The 20,460-nt window shown below is 60.2% G+C and carries 19 protein-coding genes; 13 read left to right on the plus strand and 6 right to left on the minus strand.

Annotation, left to right across the window (positions count from 1 at the left end):
- The first annotated feature begins 9 nt into the window (after positions 1-9).
- From MCB86_RS18250 to MCB86_RS18295, 10 genes are all read left to right on the plus strand, one after another.
- The gene (locus MCB86_RS18250) at positions 10-504 is read left to right on the plus strand and encodes a PaaI family thioesterase (protein ID WP_045163277.1); all 495 of its coding nucleotides are present in this window, start codon (positions 10-12) and stop codon (positions 502-504) included.
- Positions 497-1,708: an acyl-CoA dehydrogenase family protein gene (locus MCB86_RS18255; protein ID WP_045163066.1), complete on the plus strand. Its 1,212-nt coding sequence runs from the start codon at positions 497-499 to the stop codon at positions 1,706-1,708. Before MCB86_RS18250 ends, MCB86_RS18255 begins: the two co-directional genes overlap by 8 nt.
- A 33-nt stretch (positions 1,709-1,741) precedes the next feature.
- Positions 1,742-2,509, plus strand: coding sequence for an SDR family oxidoreductase (locus tag MCB86_RS18260; protein WP_045163065.1), 768 nt, complete (start codon positions 1,742-1,744; stop codon positions 2,507-2,509).
- Between the two features lie 10 nt (positions 2,510-2,519).
- On the plus strand, positions 2,520-3,590 hold the full coding sequence (locus tag MCB86_RS18265; protein WP_239611779.1) for a phosphotransferase: 1,071 nt from the start codon (positions 2,520-2,522) through the stop codon (positions 3,588-3,590).
- Entirely contained in the window at positions 3,587-4,390 is an 804-nt protein-coding gene (surE, locus tag MCB86_RS18270) for a 5'/3'-nucleotidase SurE (RefSeq protein WP_239611781.1), read from the plus strand. The genes MCB86_RS18265 and surE overlap by 4 nt, the downstream gene beginning before the upstream one ends.
- A complete protein-coding gene (locus tag MCB86_RS18275) occupies positions 4,390-6,072 on the plus strand; it encodes a long-chain fatty acid--CoA ligase (RefSeq protein ID WP_239611783.1) in 1,683 nt (560 codons plus the stop codon). Before surE ends, MCB86_RS18275 begins: the two co-directional genes overlap by 1 nt.
- A gap of 65 nt (positions 6,073-6,137) precedes the next feature.
- Entirely contained in the window at positions 6,138-6,884 is a 747-nt protein-coding gene (locus tag MCB86_RS18280; RefSeq protein WP_045163061.1) for a class II aldolase/adducin family protein, read from the plus strand.
- A gap of 51 nt (positions 6,885-6,935) precedes the next feature.
- The gene (locus MCB86_RS18285) at positions 6,936-7,865 is read left to right on the plus strand and encodes a glyoxylate/hydroxypyruvate reductase A (RefSeq protein WP_239611785.1); all 930 of its coding nucleotides are present in this window, start codon (positions 6,936-6,938) and stop codon (positions 7,863-7,865) included.
- 821 nt (positions 7,866-8,686) lie between these two features.
- On the plus strand, positions 8,687-11,008 hold the full coding sequence (locus MCB86_RS18290; protein WP_239611787.1) for a hypothetical protein: 2,322 nt from the start codon (positions 8,687-8,689) through the stop codon (positions 11,006-11,008).
- Entirely contained in the window at positions 11,005-11,862 is an 858-nt protein-coding gene (locus tag MCB86_RS18295; RefSeq protein ID WP_239611788.1) for a hypothetical protein, read from the plus strand. Before MCB86_RS18290 ends, MCB86_RS18295 begins: the two co-directional genes overlap by 4 nt.
- Positions 11,863-12,058: 196 nt before the next feature.
- Here MCB86_RS18295 and MCB86_RS18300 read toward each other — a convergent pair whose 3' ends face one another.
- Both MCB86_RS18300 and MCB86_RS18305 read right to left on the minus strand, forming a co-directional pair.
- Positions 12,059-12,544: a hypothetical protein gene (locus MCB86_RS18300; RefSeq protein ID WP_239611791.1), complete on the minus strand. Its 486-nt coding sequence runs from the start codon at positions 12,542-12,544 to the stop codon at positions 12,059-12,061.
- Entirely contained in the window at positions 12,541-12,741 is a 201-nt protein-coding gene (locus tag MCB86_RS18305) for a hypothetical protein (protein WP_239611793.1), read from the minus strand. The genes MCB86_RS18300 and MCB86_RS18305 overlap by 4 nt, the downstream gene beginning before the upstream one ends.
- A gap of 205 nt (positions 12,742-12,946) precedes the next feature.
- On the opposite strand from MCB86_RS18305, the gene MCB86_RS18310 reads away from it, so the two are divergent.
- Positions 12,947-13,252 carry a hypothetical protein gene (locus tag MCB86_RS18310; RefSeq protein WP_239611795.1) on the plus strand — a complete coding sequence of 102 codons (306 nt, stop codon included), beginning with the start codon at positions 12,947-12,949 and terminating at the stop codon, positions 13,250-13,252.
- 157 nt (positions 13,253-13,409) lie between these two features.
- Here MCB86_RS18310 and MCB86_RS18315 read toward each other — a convergent pair whose 3' ends face one another.
- Positions 13,410-14,969, minus strand: coding sequence for a class I adenylate-forming enzyme family protein (locus tag MCB86_RS18315; protein ID WP_239611796.1), 1,560 nt, complete (start codon positions 14,967-14,969; stop codon positions 13,410-13,412).
- A 282-nt stretch (positions 14,970-15,251) separates the two neighbouring features.
- Here MCB86_RS18315 and MCB86_RS18320 point away from each other — a divergent pair, with 282 nt between their 5' ends.
- Positions 15,252-15,590: a hypothetical protein gene (locus MCB86_RS18320; RefSeq protein ID WP_045163055.1), complete on the plus strand. Its 339-nt coding sequence runs from the start codon at positions 15,252-15,254 to the stop codon at positions 15,588-15,590.
- A gap of 85 nt (positions 15,591-15,675) precedes the next feature.
- Here the strand turns inward: MCB86_RS18320 and MCB86_RS18325 are convergent, their stop codons facing one another.
- The 3 genes from MCB86_RS18325 to MCB86_RS18335 form a co-directional block, all read right to left on the minus strand.
- Positions 15,676-16,479: an OmpA family protein gene (locus MCB86_RS18325; protein ID WP_239611797.1), complete on the minus strand. Its 804-nt coding sequence runs from the start codon at positions 16,477-16,479 to the stop codon at positions 15,676-15,678.
- A 45-nt stretch (positions 16,480-16,524) separates the two neighbouring features.
- Positions 16,525-16,920 (minus strand): DUF4398 domain-containing protein, encoded by a 396-nt coding sequence (locus MCB86_RS18330; protein ID WP_045163053.1) that lies wholly within the window; start codon positions 16,918-16,920, stop codon positions 16,525-16,527.
- Between the two features lie 252 nt (positions 16,921-17,172).
- The gene (locus tag MCB86_RS18335) at positions 17,173-17,514 is read right to left on the minus strand and encodes a pilin assembly protein (RefSeq protein ID WP_239611798.1); all 342 of its coding nucleotides are present in this window, start codon (positions 17,512-17,514) and stop codon (positions 17,173-17,175) included.
- A 199-nt stretch (positions 17,515-17,713) separates the two neighbouring features.
- On the opposite strand from MCB86_RS18335, the gene ppc reads away from it, so the two are divergent.
- Positions 17,714-20,350 carry a phosphoenolpyruvate carboxylase gene (ppc, locus tag MCB86_RS18340; protein ID WP_239611799.1) on the plus strand — a complete coding sequence of 879 codons (2,637 nt, stop codon included), beginning with the start codon at positions 17,714-17,716 and terminating at the stop codon, positions 20,348-20,350.
- Positions 20,351-20,460: the final 110 nt, after the last annotated feature.

Here is a 20,460-nt window from a genome sequence, read left to right on the forward strand (position 1 = left end):
GCTGACGCGATGCCAAGCGAAGCCCGGACAGACGGCTTGCCGATCAGCGGAGGCAAGGACCTGCCGGGTTTCCATCAGGTGCTGGGTTATCGCCAGGTGTCCTGGACTGACGACGAGGCGGTCATTGAGCTCGATGTACAGGCCTGCCACCTGAACATGGCCGGCGTGCTCCATGGCGGCGTGCTGACCTCGCTACTCGATGTGGTGCTAGCCGAGGCCGGTACCTATTGCCCCCATCCGGGACGGGTGCGCAAGGCCATCACGCTGGTGCTGAACACAACCTTCACTGGGCAGTGCTCAGGCGGTGTGATCCGCGCCATCGGCAAGCGGCGTGCCGGCGGCACCCGCATATTCAATAGCTCTGGCGAGATACGCGACCAGCACGACCGTCTATTGGCGATCGGCGAAGCGACTTTCCGTCTGCGCTCCGGCAGCGAGCACCCGCAAGGGGTGCCGTTAACGCTTCTGGCGGAGCACAACCAAAAGGAAAACGGCGATGTATGAACTGACCGGTAAAGCGCTACAACTTTATGAACGGCTTACGGCATTCATGGAAGCGCATGTCTATCCCAATGAGCACTTGTTCCACGAGCAGACCGCCTCGGCAGAAAATCGCTGGGCGCCGCCGCCAATTCTCGAAGCGCTCAAAGCCAAGGCGAGGGAGCAGGGGCTGTGGAATCTGTTCCTGCCGGAAAGCGAATTCGGCGCCGGCCTGAGCAATTTCGAATACGCCCACCTCTGCGAAATCATGGGGCGCTCGCACGGTGCCGCCGAGATCTTCAACTGCTCGGCACCTGACACCGGCAACATGGAAGTGCTGACGCGCTACGGCACGCCGGAGCAGCAGGAAAAATGGCTCAAACCGCTGCTCAACGGCGAGATACGCTCCTGCTTTTCCATGACCGAACCGGAAGTGGCGTCGTCCGATGCCACCAACATCGCCTGTGAAATCCGCCGTGAAGGCGATGAATATGTGATCAATGGACACAAGTGGTGGTCGTCCGGCGCGATGGCGACCAGCTGCAAGATCGCCATCGTCATGGGTAAGACCGATCCCAGCGCTGAGCGCCATCGGCAACAGTCGATGATCCTCGTGCCGCTGGACACGCCCGGCGTGGAGATCACCCGGGCACTCCACGTGTTCGGCTATGACCATGCGCCCCATGGCCATGCCGAGATTCGCTACAACAATGTTCGGGTGCCGGCCAGCAACATACTGCTCGGCGAGGGTCGAGGCTTCGAAATCGCACAGGGTCGTCTTGGCCCGGGGCGCATCCACCATTGCATGCGCACCATCGGCGTGGCCGAACGCGCGCTACAGGCCATGTGCGAGCGCGTGCATTCCCGTGTGGCGTTCGGCAGGCCGCTGGCTGATTTCGATTCGATCCGCAAGGACATTGCTCGCTCGCGCATCGAGATCGAACAGACTCGCCTGCTGACCCTGAAGGCGGCGCGCATGATGGACACCGTCGGCAACAAGGTGGCGCGGCAGGAGATCGCCATGATCAAGGCGGCCGCACCGAGCATGGCGCTGCGGGTGCTGGATCGTGCCATCCAGGTGCACGGCGCCAAGGGCGTCTGCCAGGACAGTTTCCTGGCGGCGGCCTGGGCTCACCAGCGGACGCTGCGGTTGGCCGATGGCCCGGACGAGGTTCATCTGGACACCATCGCCAAACTCGAGCTGCAGAACTACTCCAGCAAGCGCTGAGCCTCCGACAAAACCTACAAGAAGGATGCCGTCATGAACAATCCGCTATTCGATCTATCCGGGAAGGTGGCGCTGATCACCGGCTCCACTCGCGGCATTGGCCGCTCCATCGCCGAAGAAATGGCCCGCTGCGGCGCGCGCGTCGTCATTTCCAGCCGCAAGGCCGATGCCTGCGAGACGGTGGCCGCAGAGCTCAAGGCTGAGGGTTTCGAGGCTATCTCGGTGCCTTGTCATGTAGGCCGTAAGGAAGATTTGCAGCGGTTGGTCAATACCACCCTGCATACCTGGGGGCGTATCGACGTACTGGTCTGCAATGCGGCCACCAATCCGGTCTATGGCCCGACCAGCGAGCTGACCGACGACGCCTGGGACAAGATCATGGACACCAACGTCAAGGGCACCTTCTGGCTGTCCAACATGGTGCTGCCGCAGATGGCCGAGCGTGGCGAGGGCGCGGTGATCATGCTCTCCAGCATCGCCGGGCTGCGCGGCAACACCGTGATCGGTACCTATGGCGTGTCTAAGGCGGCCGAGGCGGCGCTGGCCCGCAATCTGGCGGCGGAGTGGGGGCCGAAGGGCATTCGCGTCAATGCCATCGCCCCGGGACTGGTGCGTACCGATTTCGCCAAGGCACTGCTCGACGATCCGGAGCGGGTCCGCCGCGCCGCCGAAAGGACTCCGCTGCGCCGCATCGGCGAGCCGGTGGACATTGCAGGTCTGGCGGTGTTTCTGGCGACACCGGCCAGTGCCTATATCACCGGGCAGGTAATCGTCGCCGATGGTGGCGAAACAGCATGCTGAGGGACCGGTAATGAGCGAGCCCGAACTGATCGAGGTATTGCCGGCGCATCGTTTCGATGAGGCCGCGCTAGGTCGCTACCTGCGCCAGCATGTGCCAGAGATCGAAGATGGTCTGCAGTTGAAGCAGTTCCAGGGTGGTCAGTCCAACCCCACCTACCTACTGGAAAGCGCCGGTCGCCGCTACGTGCTGCGCAAGAAACCGCCGGGCAAGGTGCTGCCCTCGGCGCACATGGTCGAACGCGAATACAAAGTGATCCGTGCGCTGTCCGAGCACACCCGTGTGCCGGTACCGCCTGCTCACCTGTTATGCGAAGACGAAGGCATCATCGGCACGGCCTTCTATGTGATGGACTACGTTCCGGGACGAATCTTCAGCCACCCGGCGCTGGAAGAGCTGCCTAATCAGGACCGCCAGGCATTCCATCTGGCCGCCATCGACACCCTGGCCGAGCTGCACCAGGTCGATGTCGAGGCGGTCGGGCTTGGCGGCTTCGGCAAGGCTCAGGGTTACTTCGCCCGCCAGGTCAAGCGTTGGTCCGGCCAGTATCAGGCTTCGTGTACGGGCGACATGCCGGCGATGGAGCGGCTGATGCAATGGTTGCCGGAGCAGGCGCCGCAGCGCGACGAATGTGCCATCGCCCACGGTGACTATCGGCTCGGCAACCTGATCTTCGAACCGGAGCAGGCGAAGGTGGCGGCAATTCTCGACTGGGAGCTGTCGACCCTCGGCCATCCGCTGGCGGACCTCGCTTACTTCTGTTTGCCGTATCACCTGCCGGCGGGCGTCGAAGGCCTGCGTGGCCTGGTCGGGATCGATCTGAAAGCTCAGGGCATTCCATCCGAGCAGGAGTTGCTGGCGCGTTACTGCCAGCAGAGCGGGCGACCGAGCATTGAAGACTGGCACGTGTTCGTGGCGTTTTCGCTGTTTCGTCTCGCGGCCATTCTGCAGGGCGTTTATGCGCGTGCGCTGCAGGGCAATGCCAGTAACGCCGATGCGCTGCAGGTTGGACAACGCGCCGGTCTGCTCGCCGATGCCGGTTGGCGCATCGCCCAAGCCGGCGACGGAGGCGAGGCCCTATGAACGGTCCATTGCTGCGCCGCGTCCTGCTGACCAACGATGACGGCATCGCCGCGCCGGGGCTCGCACTGCTCGAGCGCATTGCGGCCCAACTGGCCAAGGAAGTCTGGATAGTCGCGCCTGAACATGACCAGAGCGGCACCGGTCAGGGTATCTCGGTGCATTCACCTCTGCGCGTGTATCACCATGGCGAGCGACGCTTCGCCGTCTCCGGGACGCCGTCGGACTGCGTGATGTTCGCCATGGCCGAATGGCTGCAGGATTCGCCGCCGGACCTGGTGCTCTCCGGCGTTAACAGCGGGGCGAACATCGGCGATTCCGTGCCTTATTCGGGCACCCTCGGTGCGGTGCTCAGCGCTGATCTGCTGGGCCTTCCGGCTATCGGCCTCAGCCAGGCCTTCCTTGATCGCACGCTGATCGATTGGTCATGCGTCGAAACCTACGCGGCCACCACGATACGTGCGCTCTGGGCGCGTCGTGACGAAAACGGCTGTTGCTGGAATGTGAACTTCCCGGCTTGCTCGGCCGATGCGGTCAGCCATCTGCGACTGGCCCGGCAATCACGTGGTTCGATTGCCCGGCCGCGTCTGCAGGCGGGTCGGGACGGTCGTGGACTGCCGTACTGGTGGCTCGGTTTCGAGCACTCTTCGGCGCACCTCGTCGATCCCGAACTCGATGTCACCGCGCTGCGCGACAAGCGCATCGCCATCACTCCCTTGCGCGACACCCGGGGCTGGCTCGAGTGGGGCGAAGAACGGGCCATGGCCGAACTGGCCCTCCATAGCGATTCAGGAGTTCTTTAATGTTCACTCGTCATCACGCGGTCTGGCCCGAGGATCTGCCGAAACATCTGACGGTGCCGGAAACCAGTCTGTTCGCCAATCTGGAGATATCCGCGCGGCGTTTTCCGGACAAGACGGCGATCATCTATTACGACACCCTGATCACCTACACCGAGCTGCTGCGTGAAGTGGAAGCGCTGGCCGGCTATCTGCAGCACCTGGGGGTTGCCAAGGGTGATCGGGTGCTGTTGTACATGCAGAACTCACCGCAGTTCACCATCGCCTACTACGCGATTCTTCGTGCAGACGCGGTGGTGGTGCCCGTCAACCCAATGAACCACAGCGCCGAGCTGGAGCACTATCTGCATGACACCGGCGCTACGGTGAGTCTCTGCGGGCAGGAGCTGACCGGCTTCATCGCGCCGCTGGTCGGCACGGCGCAGCTGCGCCATGTGGTCGTCGCGGCCTATTCCGAATACGTGCGGCAATCCACCGACTTGGCCCTGCCGGCTGAAGTCCAGGCAGCAGCGGTCACACCGAGCTTCACTGGCGGCATCGGCTGGAATGAGGCCATCCGTGCTGGCCATACACCGGGGCCCCACACGGCCGGCCCGGATGATCTCTGCGTGTTTCCCTATAGCTCCGGCACTACCGGCGCGCCGAAGGGTTGCATGCACACCCATCGCTCGGCCATGGCGACGATCATCCACCGCGTGGTCTGGACCAACAGCACCAGTGAGTCAGTAATCCTCGCCACGCTGCCATACTTCCATGTGACCGGCATGCAGGGCGCCATGAGCGGGCCGATCTATAACGGCGGCACCGCAGTGATCATGACTCGCTGGGACCGCAAGGTGGCGGCCGAGCTGATCGAGCGGCACAAGGTGACCGGCTGGGTCAACATCGCCACCATGGCCATCGATTTCCTTTCAGACCCGGATCTGGAGCGCTACAACCTGTCCAGTCTGGTCAGCGTCGGCGGCGGTGGCGCGGCCATGCCCAAGGCGGTAGAGGAAAAACTGCATCGGCTGACCGGCCTGCGCTACATCGAAGGCTACGGCCTGTCGGAAACCATCGCCGCCACCCATATCAATCCGGTGCCGCGGCCCAAGGCACAGTGCCTGGGCATTCCGGTGTTCGATGTCGACAGCCGGGTCATTGATTTGCAGACGCAGCGGGAGCTGGGCCCCAACGAAGTGGGCGAAATCATCAGTCACGGCCCGCAGCTGTTCCAAGGCTACTGGAACCGCCCGGATGAGACCGAGCGCGCGTTCATCGAGCTGGACGGCAAGCGTTTCTTTCGCACTGGGGACATGGGCTACTACGATGAAGAGGGCTATTTCTTCCTGGTCGACCGGGTCAAGCGCATGATCAATGCGTCCGGCTTCAAGGTCTGGCCGTCGGAAGTCGAAAGCCTGATGTACCGCCACCCGGCGATCCAGGAGTGCTGCGTCATCTCGCGCCCCGATCCCAAGCGCGGCGAGACGGTGAAGGCCTGCGTGATACTGCGCGACGGTCAGGCCGGGCAGGTCAGCGAGCAGGACATCATCGACTGGTGCAAGGCCGAGATGGCGGCCTACAAGGCACCGGTTTACGTCGAGTTCGTCGCATCGTTGCCGCGTTCGTCCACCGGCAAGCTGATGTGGCGTGTCCTGCAGGAAGAGGAAAACCGCAAGCACGCGGCCGATACGCAAGAAGCCTGACGACACCGTGCCGACTGCAGGCCAATGCGCCACCTGGCGCCTTCGCAACCAATGGAGAAGATGCTATGCAAGATTCAACCTCGACGAATCGGGACGCGGAATGGCAGGTGCGCAAGGACCTTGCCGCGGCCTATCGGCTGGTGGCGCACTTCGGCTGGGACGATTTGGTCTTCACGCATCTGTCGGCGCGGGTGCCGGGGCCTGAGCATCATTTTCTGATCAATCCCTACGGTTTGCTGTTCCAGGAAATCACCGCCTCTTCGCTGGTGAAGGTCGACCAAGAAGGGCAGATCGTCCAGAGCGGCAGCCTGCACCGGGTCAATCCGGCCGGCTTCACCATTCACAGCGCCGTGCACATGGGGCGGGAAGACGCCGGTGCGGTGATGCATCTGCACGCCGCTGATGGAGTGGCAGTCTCGGCGCATCGCGATGGTCTGTTGCCGCTGAGCCAGACGGCGATGCTTTGTCTCGGTCATCTCTGCTATCACGATTACGAGGGCGTCGCGTTGGACCTCAGCGAACGGGAGCGATTGATTCGCGACCTCGGCGACAAACAGATGATGATCCTGCGCAACCATGGCGTGCTCACGGCGGGCGGCACCGTCGCCGAAGCCTTCACCTACCTCTATTTCCTGATGAAGGCCTGCGAGATTCAGGTGCGCGCCCAGGCCTGCGGTCCGACGCACACGCCATCCGCGGCCGCCATCGAGACCACTCGCCAACAGTCGACCGAGCTGGGCATGGTGTCGAAACTGACCTGGCCGGCACTGTTGCGCTTGCTGGAGGCCAACGGTCACGTCTATGCGATATAGCGCTACGCTAGCGCGATCCGCTTACCTGCCAGGGAATATTGCCGAGTGCCCATGAAGATTCTTTTCGTCGCCGCCGACCCCAAGCCCGAGCGCTGGACCAACTTGATCCAGCAGCATTTGCCGGACGCCGAGATCCAGGTCTGGAAGCCGGACAACCCCAGTTGGGGGGCCGACTACGCCATCGTCTGGCACCCGCCAGCGGCGCTGTTCGACAAGGAGCCGCAACTCAAGGCGCTGTTCAACCTCGGCGCCGGGGTGGATGCGCTGGTGCGGATACCGAACCTGCCACGCGATCTCCCGATTGTTCGCCTCGAAGACGCCGGTATGGCGGTGCAGATGGCCGAATATGTCGCCTATCACGTCATCGGTATCAGCCGTGACATGGACTACTACCGGGACCAGCAGGCGGCGGGCCAGTGGAAGCTGCGCCGGCCCATCGAGCGCAGTGAATGGCCGGTCGGTGTGCTTGGGTTGGGGCAGATCGGCCAGCGCGTCGCCCGCACGTTCGCTGCGCTGGACTACCCGGTCTGTGGCTGGGCGCGCTCCGATCATGCCATCGACGGCGTACGCAGCTTTGCCGGCGAGGCTGGGCTCGACGGGTTTCTCGGACAGACACGGGTATTGATCAACACCCTGCCGTTGACCGACAGCACGCGCGATCTGATCGACTATTCCCTGCTGTCGCGGCTAAGGCCCGACGCGGTGGTGATCAACGTCGGCCGCGGCGAGCATCTGGTCGACGAAGATCTCTGCCGGGCCATTGACGAGGGCAAGGTGGCCCGCGCGGTGCTCGACGTGTTCCGTGAGGAGCCGCTGCCCTCCGAGCATCCGTTCTGGCGGATGCCGCAGGTGACCATCACCCCGCACGTGTCGGCCCGCACCCTGCGCGAAGCGACCGTTGCCCAGATCGCGGAAAAGATCGTGGCGCTGGAAAAGGGTCAATCCATCAGCGGCGTCATCGATATACAGCGCGGCTACTGAGTCCCTGTAGAAACAGGCCCGAACGACCGGTTTGCCGCCACAAGCCAAAAACTTCGCCCCGAGGTCGGGGCTCCCACAGCTAAGTGGCCAACCGCACCCGGCCGTTGCGGGAGCCGCGCCCCGCGGCGAATGTAGGCCGCAGACCTGCCTAAGCGCTCAGGGTCATGTCGCGCTGAAGAACGGCCCATGCTCGCTTCGCATCCAGAGCCAAAAGCTTCGCCCCGAGGTTGGGGCTCCACAGCTAAGCGGCCAACCGCCCCCGGCCATTGTGGGAGCCGCGCCCCCGCGGCGAATGCAGCTGCAGGCCTGCTTAAGCGCTCAAGCCTGCTGTCGTGCTGAAGAACGCCCATGCTCGCTTCGCATCCAGAAGCCGAAAACTTCATCCCGAGGTCGGGGCTCCACAGCTAAGCGGCCAACCGCCCCCGGCCGTTGTGGGAGCCGCGCCCCCGCGGCGAATGCAGGCCGCAGGCCTGCCCAGCGAGGTACAACGCTTCATCCCGGAGCGGGCTTCTGTCCACAATCGTCCCGTTTTGGCTGTGGTTACCAAGGTCGGGAAGCATGTAGCAGCTCTGGGAAGAACTGGCGCTACTTGCTGCGGGCCATACGCCGAGGCCCATACCAAGCTGCGCAACTTACTGCGCAGCTTGGTTTTTTATCGCGAACCAGAACATAAAACCGCTCTATTCAATTGCACCCGCCAGGCGGTTTGTCGCAAGGTTGAGCGGCGAGGCAAAGGCTCAACCTCTCGGGTTGAAGGGACACAACACGCGCAGGCAATGAACGCCGGCGTTACCCAGGAAAAGGACTTTAGGTAAGTAGCCATGACGAGCAACGTTAACCATTGGAGCTATCCCTGTGCTGGCAACGCAGGCAATCCGTTAGCCAACCTGACCAGCTTGGCCCAGGCCAGGGGCGGCTACTACCCGATGGGCGCCAACGGCCTGTGGCATGGCGGCGTGCACTTCGACCAAGGCACCGCTGGTACCTTCGATCAGTCCAGCGTGCGTTGCATTGCCGACGGCGAGGTGATTGCCTACCGCATCGACGAGCAATATCCGATAAGCGAGTACACCGGCGAGATTCCGCTAATCAAGCGCGCGCTTTTTTCCACCGGGTTCGTGTTGGTCAGGCATCGGCTGGCACTTCCGTCATTGCACCTTGCGCCTGCATCGGACGCGTCAGAGCCGGCCTTGACGTTCTATAGCCTCTACATGCATCTGCAGGACCGGGCCGGATACCAAGCTCAAGCGAGCCTGCCACGCCCTGACTTCTGGGGCGAAGGGATCTATTGCGTCGAAACACAGGGCTCGGACCTCAATGTCCGTGCCGAGCCCAGCCAGAGCGCGAGCATATTGGCTACTTTACCCAAGGGAACGCGGGTCAAGGTTGGCGCCAGCAAAGGTGAATTTCGCAAGTTGCTGAGCATCGTCAGCGGAGCGGCGCGGCCTGCTCTCGCGCCTGCCGATGGCGAAGAGACCTTGCCGGGTTACCTGGCCCTTAAGTTCCTCAAGGCACAAAGCGAACCCAAAGCCAAAGGCAGCGTCGTGGTACTGGACCAGCCCGTGCCGATCAAGGCCGGCGACCTTATCGGCCACCTCGGCCGCTATCAGAACCACGACGAAGCCATGCCCCAACCCCTGCTGCATCTGGAGGTATTCAGCTGCGATGATGTGCCTGCATTCGTTGCCCAGAGCAGGGCTTATGCCTCTCGCCTGCCGGAGACGCAGAAAACCCTGCTAAAGGTCTACAAAGGCGCCAGCAAACTGATTCCGCATCGCCAGGGCATTGGTGCTGACAATCCCCCCAGGCTCAGCGACGAAGGCGTGATGGTCGGCGTCGACCTCGTGCTGCCGCAGAGCCTGCTCGACAGCCTGCCGGCAGACGCCAAGCTGGTGGTGACGGCCAGCACTGGCGACATGTCATGCAGCCCCGAGACCCGTTGGTGGTGTCTCGATAACCTGCTGGCCGACAAGGACGGCCAGCCGATCAGCGGCTGGTTGGCCGAACAGGAAATGATCACTACTCGCCACAGCCCCTGGGAGTGGGAAGGCTACGACTTCATCGAAGACCGTGAACGCCCGGCAGGCGCCCTGGCGTATCACCTCGAAGCCCTGCGTCGGCTGATCGACAGCGAACGTGCTAGCTACAAAGGCATGATCGACCAATCCGACAAGGGCCCGGTCAAGCAACGCCTATACGCCATCCTCGACGGTAACGGCGACCAAAAAATCACTCCAGAGGAAATCAGCACTGCTCTGGGCAAGCCTTGGCACGCCCAATCCATCGCACAGCTGATCACCAAACATGAAAGCGAATGGCTCTGGAACCCGGCCAAGTGGGACGAGCTGGATGAACTAATGGAACACAGCCCCGCCGACCCAAACCCGGACTGGGCCGAAGAGAAGAAGCGGATCGAGAAATTGTCGTGGTGGAAGGAGTTGGACGGAAAGCATGGGATAAATGAAGATGGGGTGGTTTGGTATTTTCAGCCGATAAGTCTAATTGCACAACACTCTACTTCAATGGAAATGTTGGTCTCTAGAAAGCAACTCTCTCTAATCATGGAGTCTGCGTCAAGTGATCTAGTTGAGAAGTATATTCTTCCCATTAATGAAGCAATAAAAATATTTGGAATTACCACGCCACTTAGAATCGCTCATTTTTTAGCGCAAATAGCCCATGAAACTGGCGAGTTGAGATTTTCAGAGGAAATTAGCTCTGGCGCTCAGTATGAAGGCAGGAGAGATTTAGGCAACACCCAATCAGGGGATGGCGAGAGGTTCAAAGGCAGGGGGCTTCTTCAATTGACAGGAAGAAGTAACTACGAACATTGCGAGATCTTCTTAAGAAGCATTCCAAAATATGCTGCGCTTGATATAACCTCATCAAAGGCGAGCGCTTCGCAGGTGGCTACAGATCCGTACCTGGCCGCTCTTGTGTCAGGGTCTTATTGGAGTAAGCTAAAGCCGAGATTAAATACTGCTGCAGATAGTAATGATCTGTATTGGGTCTCAGTGTATGTTAACGGTTGGGCGGTACAGAATACACCTTACTATCCGGATCGTGAAAGAGAGCCTAACAATATGGCTCACCGCGCAAAAATGACAGCTCGCGCAATTAAAGTTATAGAGGGAACGCAATGAAATTACATGCGGCCATGTTTTGCATGCTAATAGCAGCTAGTCATGCTGGCTTGGCAAAAGAAGTCTCGATAAGCGAAATAATATACTACAACGGAACCATCGCAAGCCAAGAAATTGCCATGAGTCTTGAGTTTATCGGAAGTAATGTTGCTGGCAAGTATATTTATAAAAAATATAAAAAACCTATAGATGTAACGGGGGGGTATAACGGGAAAAATATTAATCTTGCCGAGCTTCATGATGGTGCTGTAGCTGCGAATATTCATGCTATAAAAAAAGATGCGGCATTTGAAGGCACTTGGCAAGATAAGAAAACATATTATTTCCATGTCAAGTCTGCATCAAAGTCGTACAAGGATTTAATAAAAAGTATAGCTCCAAGTGAGAGAGGTATAACCATTTATTTCAAAAATGGATTAAATCAAGAAATCGATGCGGGTACCCTCACTGACTCTCTTTCAATTACATTCGAAGACTTTACGTTTGACGGTTATCCCGATGTTAGGATTCTAGAATTAGAGGGTGGCGGAAACAGTTCGTATATTTACTATGAGTATGATCCAAGCACGCTTAAGTACATTAAGTCAGCGCCGGAAATCAACGGCCTTATAAATCCTTTAGTCATTCATGGCAAGAAGCTACTTGCTGGATTCATAAAGGATGGATGTTGCAGTTATTCGGTAGTCACTATAGATGAGCATCAGATACGCCGGGCTGAGTATAATTACGTACAGGGTGCGGGAAAAGAAAAAATTACTGATAAATACTCCCAGAAAGTGGTAGAGAGGCCTATCAGTAAGGAGGAATTTGAAGTCGACTACTTCTCATTCGTTCAGAAAGGAAGTCTTCAATAGACTAGAAATACAGAAAACCGCTCGGGGAGAAGTCTTTGTCATGCGTCGGGTCGATACTTTTTTCGAAAGGCACTACTTCATGCACTTACCGGCAGGGCATACGACACAAACCATCACACGATCTGCGTAATTCCATTACAAAATTAGCAAGTGATGCCTTATTTTCGCGCCCACGTATCTTTCGCAGCGGCTATGATCAATCACCGCACTTAGTGAATATCTTAGAGTTAGCCGCAACAAAATCCGGCTCCTCAACCCACTCTTTGATTTTGGATACTTCGCTATAAAAACCAAGCCACTCCACAAAGGCCTTACCCTCAGAAAGCAGTCGAAGCTGCGCAATAGGCTCGCGCCTGGAATACCGATCCCAGCTTAACCTCATACCACCCATTCCGAGATCTTCGGGGCGACTCAGGAATAAAGTTGATGATCTTTCGCTGAAATCACCGTGAGCCAGTATATAAATTTGATTTGAATTAACCTCAATTATTACCCGATCTTTTTCCTTCATATTGAAGCCACCAATTCTTTCGCAGTCTGGAGACCATCTCCCGACAAAGCTAGACGGGATAACATTTTTACCTGTGCCCCCACCTGGCTCTGTGATGTTTGTCGAAGCGATTGAGCAGCCAATGTTTATGAAAGAGACCAGCAAGAATGCCAGCTTGACTCTAATATTCATTGATAACCAAACTCTCTTAAAAAAACTGGATTCAGATGTAGATCAGAAACCCCATCAGCCTCTTCCCTCAAGAATTTCTCATAATTCTTTAGAGCCTGCTCCATTGTTTCTATTGGCTGGCCATATCGACCAGGCGGAAGACTTGCCCATTCCCAGCTGCAATTTTCAATTGCTTTCTTAATCTCTCCAGCGAGCATCGCCTCTAACCTTAAACTTTAGCAGCGCCACGCACAGTTTATCCTGAGATTGCGGCGTAAAGTCTAGGATGCCTAATTTCCGTCTAAACCTTACGACGGAAACATCGTTCCATGTGTACCCCATTACTTGGTAAGCACCAGCCGCAGGCGAAGTGTAACCGCTTTTGTTTATTTTTATTTGCGGATGATCATCAAAGGTCTTTCCGTGATCCACCCTTACAAGTCCAAAGCACAGGTAGACAGCGAGCTTGACTCCGCCCGATATAGAGCTTGGCTCGAGCAAAAACGTGTTGTCACCCGGATCATGAGAAAAACCTACCTATACGATCAAGCCAACACCGCAGATAAGACCACCAGTTATCTGGTAGCAGGGGATCAGATACAGGTGCTCGATCGGCAAGCGGGATGGTTGGAGGCTGTGTTCCACAATAAAAAGGGTGACATCAAAGGCTGGGTTCTGTGTCAGGACACGCTCGAATGTTCGGATCAGAACCGCTCTCTAAAAAAATAAACTGAAACCAGTCGCCTTGGGCTACTAGGAGCGCAACGGCCTTTGCTGTGGTTAAAGCGCCTTGAGGCCGAGCGCTGCAAGACCAAACCCGACGCTGGATAAGGCCACTGACCTGCCTTGACCCACCAAGGCGTGCCAATACGTCGGGTATTCCCCATCAAGCGGCCGTGCCGTGTTCCGCCAGATACCGATCCCGCAGCTCGCGCTTGAGTACCTTGCCGATGGCACTGCGCGGCAGTTCGTCAGCTAGCTCCAGGCGTGCCAGGCGCTGGGTCTTGCCAACGCGTCCGTTGAACCAGTCCAGTAGCGCTTCGGGTGTCACCGCAGCGCCCGTGACGCGCACCACGAAGGCCACCGGGGTCTCGCCCCAGCGGGTGGACGGCACGCCGACCACGGCCACGTCGGCGATGGTCGGGTGGTGGCGCAGGATGGCCTCGAGATCGCTCGGATAGAGGTTGAAGCCGCCAGAGATGATCATGTCCTTCTTGCGGTCCAGCAGGGTGAGAAAGCCCTGCTCATCGAAGCGACCCACATCGCCGGTGCGGATGAAGCGCTTACCGCTGGGGTCGAACCATTCAGCTTCGGCGGTCTTCTCCGGCTTGTTCAGGTAGCCGGTCATCATGGCCGGGGAGTGACCGACAATTTCGCCGATTTCCCCTTTGGGTAGTTCGTTGCCCTCGTCGTCAATGACGCGAATATCGTGGCCCTCGGCGGGTTTGCCGACGGTATGCAGCTTGTCGGGGTGCTCGTGGGCGGCCAGGATGCAGGTACCGCCGCCTTCGGTCATGCCATAGGTGTCGACCAGGCCCCCCGGCCAGCGTGCCAGCACCTCGGCTTTGAGCGCCGCGTTGAACGGTGCGCTGGTGCAGAACTTCTGCCGGAAGTGGCTGAGGTCGTACTGGTCGAAGTCGTCGCGCGCCATGATCCGCTGGTACTGCACCGGCACCAGCATGGTATGGGTAACGCGATGCTGCTGGGCCAGCCTCAGGTATTGACCGGCGTCGAACTTGCCCATCAGCACCACCGTGCTGCCCAGCGCCAAGGTCGGCAGGAAGGCCACCAACGTGGTGTTGGAGTACAGCGGCGTGGAAATCAGCGTGGTGGCATCGTCATAACCATAGGCGGCGCTGCGGCGCACGTGGGCCCAGCGCATGGCATGGGACTGCACGATGCCCTTGGGTTCTCCCGTGGTGCCTGACGAATAGATGATGTTGAACGCCCAGGCCGGCTGGATCGTCACGGCCTCAGGCGTCGCATCGCTCAGCCAGGCGGACCACTCATCCTGCTGATCCAGCCGCATCGTTGTACAAGGCAGCTGTGCCGCGACCGACCGTAGGTGCTGAGCCGATAGAGCATCCAAGCACAACAGGCGGGGCGAGGCGTCCGCCAGCATGGTCAGCAGGCTGTCGGCACTGGCGGACGGAGCCAGCGGCGCGACTGTCATACCGGCGCGCAACGCCCCGAGAAATGCCGTGGCGTATTCGATGGAATTCAGCGCGCAGATCGCCAACACGTCGCCGGGTTTCATGCCATCGCGCTGCAGTGCGCAAGCGACCCGGTTCATCTGTGCATCGAGTTCGGCGAAGCTCATGCTCCGCTCGTCTTGGAGCAAGGCGGGGTGATCGGGTCGCCGTTCGGCCCAGTGCGCAATCAGATCGGGAATCGCCGCGAAAGGTTGGTCGAGAAGAAGGGCGTCGGGGCGGTCAGAAAATTCCATGGCTGGCTCGTCCTGTCGAATGGGGAAAGGCGGCGCCGTGCAACAGCAGGCACGGCAGGCACCGGAATGGAAACCACCTTCAGCGGTAAACGCGCGTGCGTGAAGTGTTATTCGTACCGGCGATGACGAGCAATCAGTACAGACCAGCCTTACCACCTGTGGGCGCCATTGCCGAATGGCCGTTACGGTGGCCGTGTTGCATGTCCGGTCGGCCAAGCTCCCGTCCCTCGGCGCGCGGATTTTTTGCGACAATACCGCCTCTTTGATCAGGCGAATCCGTCCATGTCCGAACGCAATCCCATCCCGCTGATCCTTACCGCTATCGGCAGCGTCATCGGCACCGTTGCGGTGCTCACCTACTATGGTTATGTGCACATCGCCAAGCCGGAAGACGCGCTCTTGCTGGCTGACTACACCATGCTCAAGACCGTTCCGGGCGAAGACTATCGCGTCTCGCTGAAGCCGGCACCGCAGGTAGCCGAATGCATCGACGGCGTGCTGGTGCTCTTCGACACCGAGCAGAAGGGCCTGAGCGGTGTGCTGGTGGATAACAAAAAGCGTGCGATTCGTTGCATGGGGCAGAAGGTGCCGGCTGCCGCAGAGCCAGCAACCAGGCCCTGAGGCGTCGCTTCGGCGCAAAAAAAAGCCCGCCATGATGGCGGGCCTCGACGATAGATGCTCTCAGCCGTATGACGGCAGCGCAGTATCACTGCATCGATGAGCGCGGTGCCACACGCTGATTGTCGTTAGAGATGGTGACCTCGACACGGCGGTTCATTGCCCGACCTGAGTTCGAGTCGTTGCTCGCCACCGGATACTCTTCTCCATAACCGACCGCCTGGATGCGCTGCACATCGACCCCGGCGCGGGTCAGTGCGCGCCGGACGGACTCGGCACGGCGTTCGGACAGCTGCTGGTTGTAGGAGTCCGAACCGGTGCTGTCGGTATAGCCCTCGACCACCACCTTGCGCTCGGGATTTTCATTCAGGAAGTCGGCGAGCTTCTGTATGCCGCGCATACCGGCCGGCTTGAGCTCTGCCTTGTTGAGATCGAACAGCACATCGCCGAAGGTCACCAGTGTGCCACGCTCGGTCTGTTTGGCTTGCAGATCCTGCTGCAACTTGCGGATTTCGTCCTGCTGGCGCTTGAGTTGTTGCTCGCGAGACTCGAGCCGGGCTTCGGCGCGCTTGGCGGACGCCTTCTCGATCTCCTGCTCGGCAGTACGCAGGGCGATGGTCTGCTCGGCGAGCTCGATGCGCCGCTTGGCCAGATAGGCGAGCTGATCGACTTTTTCCTCGTCGGCATCGTTGAGGTAGGCCTGGTTGGCCTTTTCCAGCATCTTGCCTGCATCTTCGGTTTCCAATGCGGCCAGTTGGCTGGAGCGCGCGTCGGCCTGCAGTTGCGAATATTGCCCGCGCGCTTGCTCGAGGTTCTGGTTGGGCTGCGAAGAACAGGCTGCCAGTCCGATGGTCACGGCGAGTAGGGTAGGGAGCGTCAGTAATTTATTCATAGCGAATCATCCTGTGTTGAAGGCGTGGAGAGTTGATCGTGGTGATCACTGGACGCTGCGCATGCTTTCTTCGCGCAGTTCCTGAATACCCCGGTTGGCGTCCTCTACAGCCTTCTGCGCTTTGGCCGCCTGAGCCTTGCGCTCGGCGACGCGTGCATCCCACTCGGCTTGTTCGGCCAGCTTGCGCGCTTCGTCGTAGTTCTCTTTCTGCATGGCCAGTTCGGCCTGCTTCCATTTTTCCTGCGCGGCGCGCATTTCCACCGCGGCATATTCGGTGCCGCCCGCGCTGACCGCGCTGCGCACTGCGGACTCGGTGACCGCGAACTGTTCATTGGGTGGATTGCCGGCACAACCAACCAGCAGCAGACCTCCCAGCGCAACGGCTGCCAGCTTGGGTAGCTGAAATCTCGATAGGGGGCTTTCGATGGTGTTCGTTTTCATAGCCAGTCTCCAGTGGAAGATCGGGAACGGTGCCCGCGAGCCGTGTGTTTGGCCCCTAGGGAGGACCCAGCAATCAGAACGGGCATGTTTTTGTGAGGGCGTCAGGCCGCAATCGTTCCAGTGAAAAGCCAAACGGAGCGCCTGAAGATGGCTTTTTAGAGCTGTCGAGAGAAAAGCGGGGCGGCCGGATGAGAACGCCTCGCTGAGTTGAACGGCTGGCCGGCCGGGGGCCGGCCGTGTCCGTGGCGGGTGTCAGGACTCGGCCGATTGCTCGGCCAGCAGGCGTTCGAGATGCTTGCGCGACAGGGCGAGAAAACGCGGTGTCGGGCCGACGTCTTCATAGATCGGATCGCCTTGCTCGTCGGTCGAAATCACCTTGGTACCCCGTTGGTAGGGAAGACTGGTCTCGATGCCTTCGAGCGCGGCGCCGACCAGTTCCCCCAGCAGTTCCTCGGTACTGCGCTTGGGATACATCTCCGCCAGCGCGGCCAGCCGCGCGGCGCTTTCGACGTCCAGTGGAATGGTGTATCGAGTGGCGCTCATGCGCCCGGTGGCGCTGCTTTCCCATTCACGGACAAGTTCTGAAATCTTCATCTAGCTCCATCCTTAGCCCGCCGTGGCGAGCGATATTGGCGTGTAATGCGAGCGACCGTCGAACAGACTTGCCTCGCGACGCCTTGTCTTCGACGGACACGCTGGGCACTCTGTTTGGAGGGTTCTTACAGCGTAGCCGTTCAGCATCGGTTGCATATCGGTTGTGAGCCTTTGGGGGCGCAGCCTGAGGAGACAGAACATGGCGAAGATCGACGCGCGGTTGCGCGAGAACGTTCACCTGCTCGGCGAATTGCTGGGCAACACCATTCGCGAGCAACACGGCGATGCCTTCCTCGACAAGATCGAACGCGTCCGCAAGGGTGCCAAGGGCGCACGCCGTGGTTCGGCCGACGGGGCCAGACTGTTGAAGGAAACCCTCGACGGGCTGGCCGACGACGAGCTGCTGCCGATGACCCGCGCCTTCAATCAGTTCCTCAATCTGGCCAATATCGCCGAGCAGTATCACCAGGTGCGCAGGCGTCGGCCCGGCGAGCCGGCTCCGTTCGAAATCGGCGTGCTGGGTGGCCTGCTAGAGCGGCTCAAGGGCGAGGGGTTCGGGCAGGAATTTCTGGCCCGGCAGGTGGGGCGGCTGGATATCGAACTGGTGTTGACGGCGCACCCGACCGAGGTGTCGCGACGCACGCTTATCCAAAAATACGACGCCATCGCCGCGCAACTGGCTGCACGCGATCACACCGACCTCGGCACGGCGGAGCTGGCACGTATCGAACTGCGCTTGCAGCGGCTGATCGCCGAAGCCTGGCACACCGAGGAAATCCGTCGCAGCCGGCCGACGCCAGTGGAAGAGGCGAAGTGGGGCTTCGCCGTTATCGAGAATTCGCTCTGGCAGGCGCTGCCCAATGTGCTGCGGCAGACCGACCAGGCGCTCAAGCGCAGCACCAGCCTGCACTTGCCGCTGGATGCGGCGCCGATCCGCTTCGCCTCCTGGATGGGCGGTGATCGCGACGGCAATCCCAACGTGACGGCAAAGGTGACCCGTGAAGTGTTGCTGCTGGCGCGCTGGGTGGCGGCGGATCTGTTCCTGCGCGATATCGAGGGGTTGATTACCGCCCTGTCGATGCAGGCTGCCAGCGAAGAACTTCTGCGTCACAGTGGCGAATCGGCCGAACCCTACCGGGCACTGCTCAAGGGCCTGCGCGAGCGACTGCAGGCGACGCGCGATTGGGCCAGCGCCGCGGTTGAACATGACCAGCCGCCACCCCCTGCCGTGCTACAGGACAACCGTGAGCTGCGCGAACCGCTGGAACTCTGCTATCACTCGCTGCATGCCTGCGGCATGGGCGTGATCGCCGACGGCACCTTGCTCGACTCCTTGCGTCGGGTGGCCGCGTTCGGCCTGTTCCTGGTGCGCCTCGATATCCGCCAGGACTCGACCCGGCATGTCGCGGCGCTGGCGGAAATCACCGATTACCTGGGGATTGGCCACTATGACCAGTGGGACGAGCAACAGCGCCTGGATTTCCTCCAGCGCGAGCTGAACAATCGCCGCCCGCTGCTGCCACCCCATTTCCAGCCGTCTGCCGAGACCGCCGAAGTGCTGGCGACCTGTCGTGTGGTGGCGCAGGCACCCGGTGCATCGCTTGGCTCCTATGTCATCTCCATGGCCCGCGGCGCGTCGGATGTATTGGCGGTGCAGTTGCTATTGAAAGAGGCGGGCCTGCAACGACCGATGCGGGTCGTGCCGCTGTTCGAGACGCTCGACGACCTGAACAATGCAGGCCCGACCATCGATCGGTTGTTGAGCTTGCCCGGCTATCGCCAGCGTTTGCATGGTCCGCAGGAAGTGATGATCGGTTATTCGGACTCGGCCAAGGACGCCGGCACCACGGCCGCCGCCTGGGCGCAGTACCGCGCGCAGGAAAGCCTCGTCGAGATCTGCCGCCAACACCAGGTCGAATTGCTGCTGTTCCATGGCCGTGGCGGCACCGTTGGGCGCGGTGGCGGACCGGCTCATGCGGCGATCCTCTCGCAGCCGCCCGGATCGGTAGCGGGGCGTTTCCGCACCACCGAGCAGGGCGAAATGATTCGTTTCAAATTCGGTCTGCCGGATATAGCTGAACAGAACCTCAGCCTGTATCTGGCGGCGGTTCTGGAAGCAACGCTGCTGCCGCCACCCATGCCGGAGCCGGACTGGCGCGAAACCATGGAGCAACTGGCTAGCGCTGGGGTCAAGGCCTACCGCGGGGTGGTGCGTGATCACCCGCAGTTCGTCGAGTATTTCCGGCAGGCCACGCCCGAGCAGGAACTCGGACGCCTGCCGTTGGGCAGCCGTCCGTCAAAACGCCGTGAGGGTGGCGTCGAGAGCCTGCGGGCAATCCCGTGGATATTCGCCTGGACCCAGACACGGCTGATGTTGCCCGCCTGGCTTGGCTGGGATCAGGCGCTACAAGCCGCACTGGAGCGTGGCGAAGGTGATCGACTGAAACAGATGCGGCAGCGTTGGCCGTTCTTCAGTACCCGTATCGATATGCTCGAGATGGTGCTGGCCAAGGCCGATGGCGACATCGCCAAGCGCTACGACGAGCGCCTGGTCTCTGCGCAATTGCAGCCCCTGGGTGAGGATTTACGTGACAGATTGTCGCAGGCGGTGGCGGCGGTACTCGATCTGACCGGTCAGTCCGAGCTGCTGGCACACAGCCCCGAGACACTTGAGGCGTTCAGTCTGCGCAATACCTATCTCGACCCGTTGCACCTGATGCAGACCGAGTTGTTGGCCCGTTCACGGCAACAACGGAGCCCGGCGGAAAGCCCTCTGGAGCAAGCCTTGCTGGTCAGTGTCGCGGGTATTGCTGCTGGGTTGCGCAACACTGGCTGACGGCATGAGAGGACGGCGCGTGGCGCGTCGGGTAAACGTCGTCACGCCCGCGCGGCGACGTTTTACCGCCCCCACCCTTGGCGGCAGGCTCACCGCAAAGGGGGCCATGA

Source organism: Pseudomonas sp. KSR10 (genome assembly GCF_022355455.1).
GTDB lineage: Bacteria > Pseudomonadota > Gammaproteobacteria > Pseudomonadales > Pseudomonadaceae > Stutzerimonas > Stutzerimonas stutzeri_E.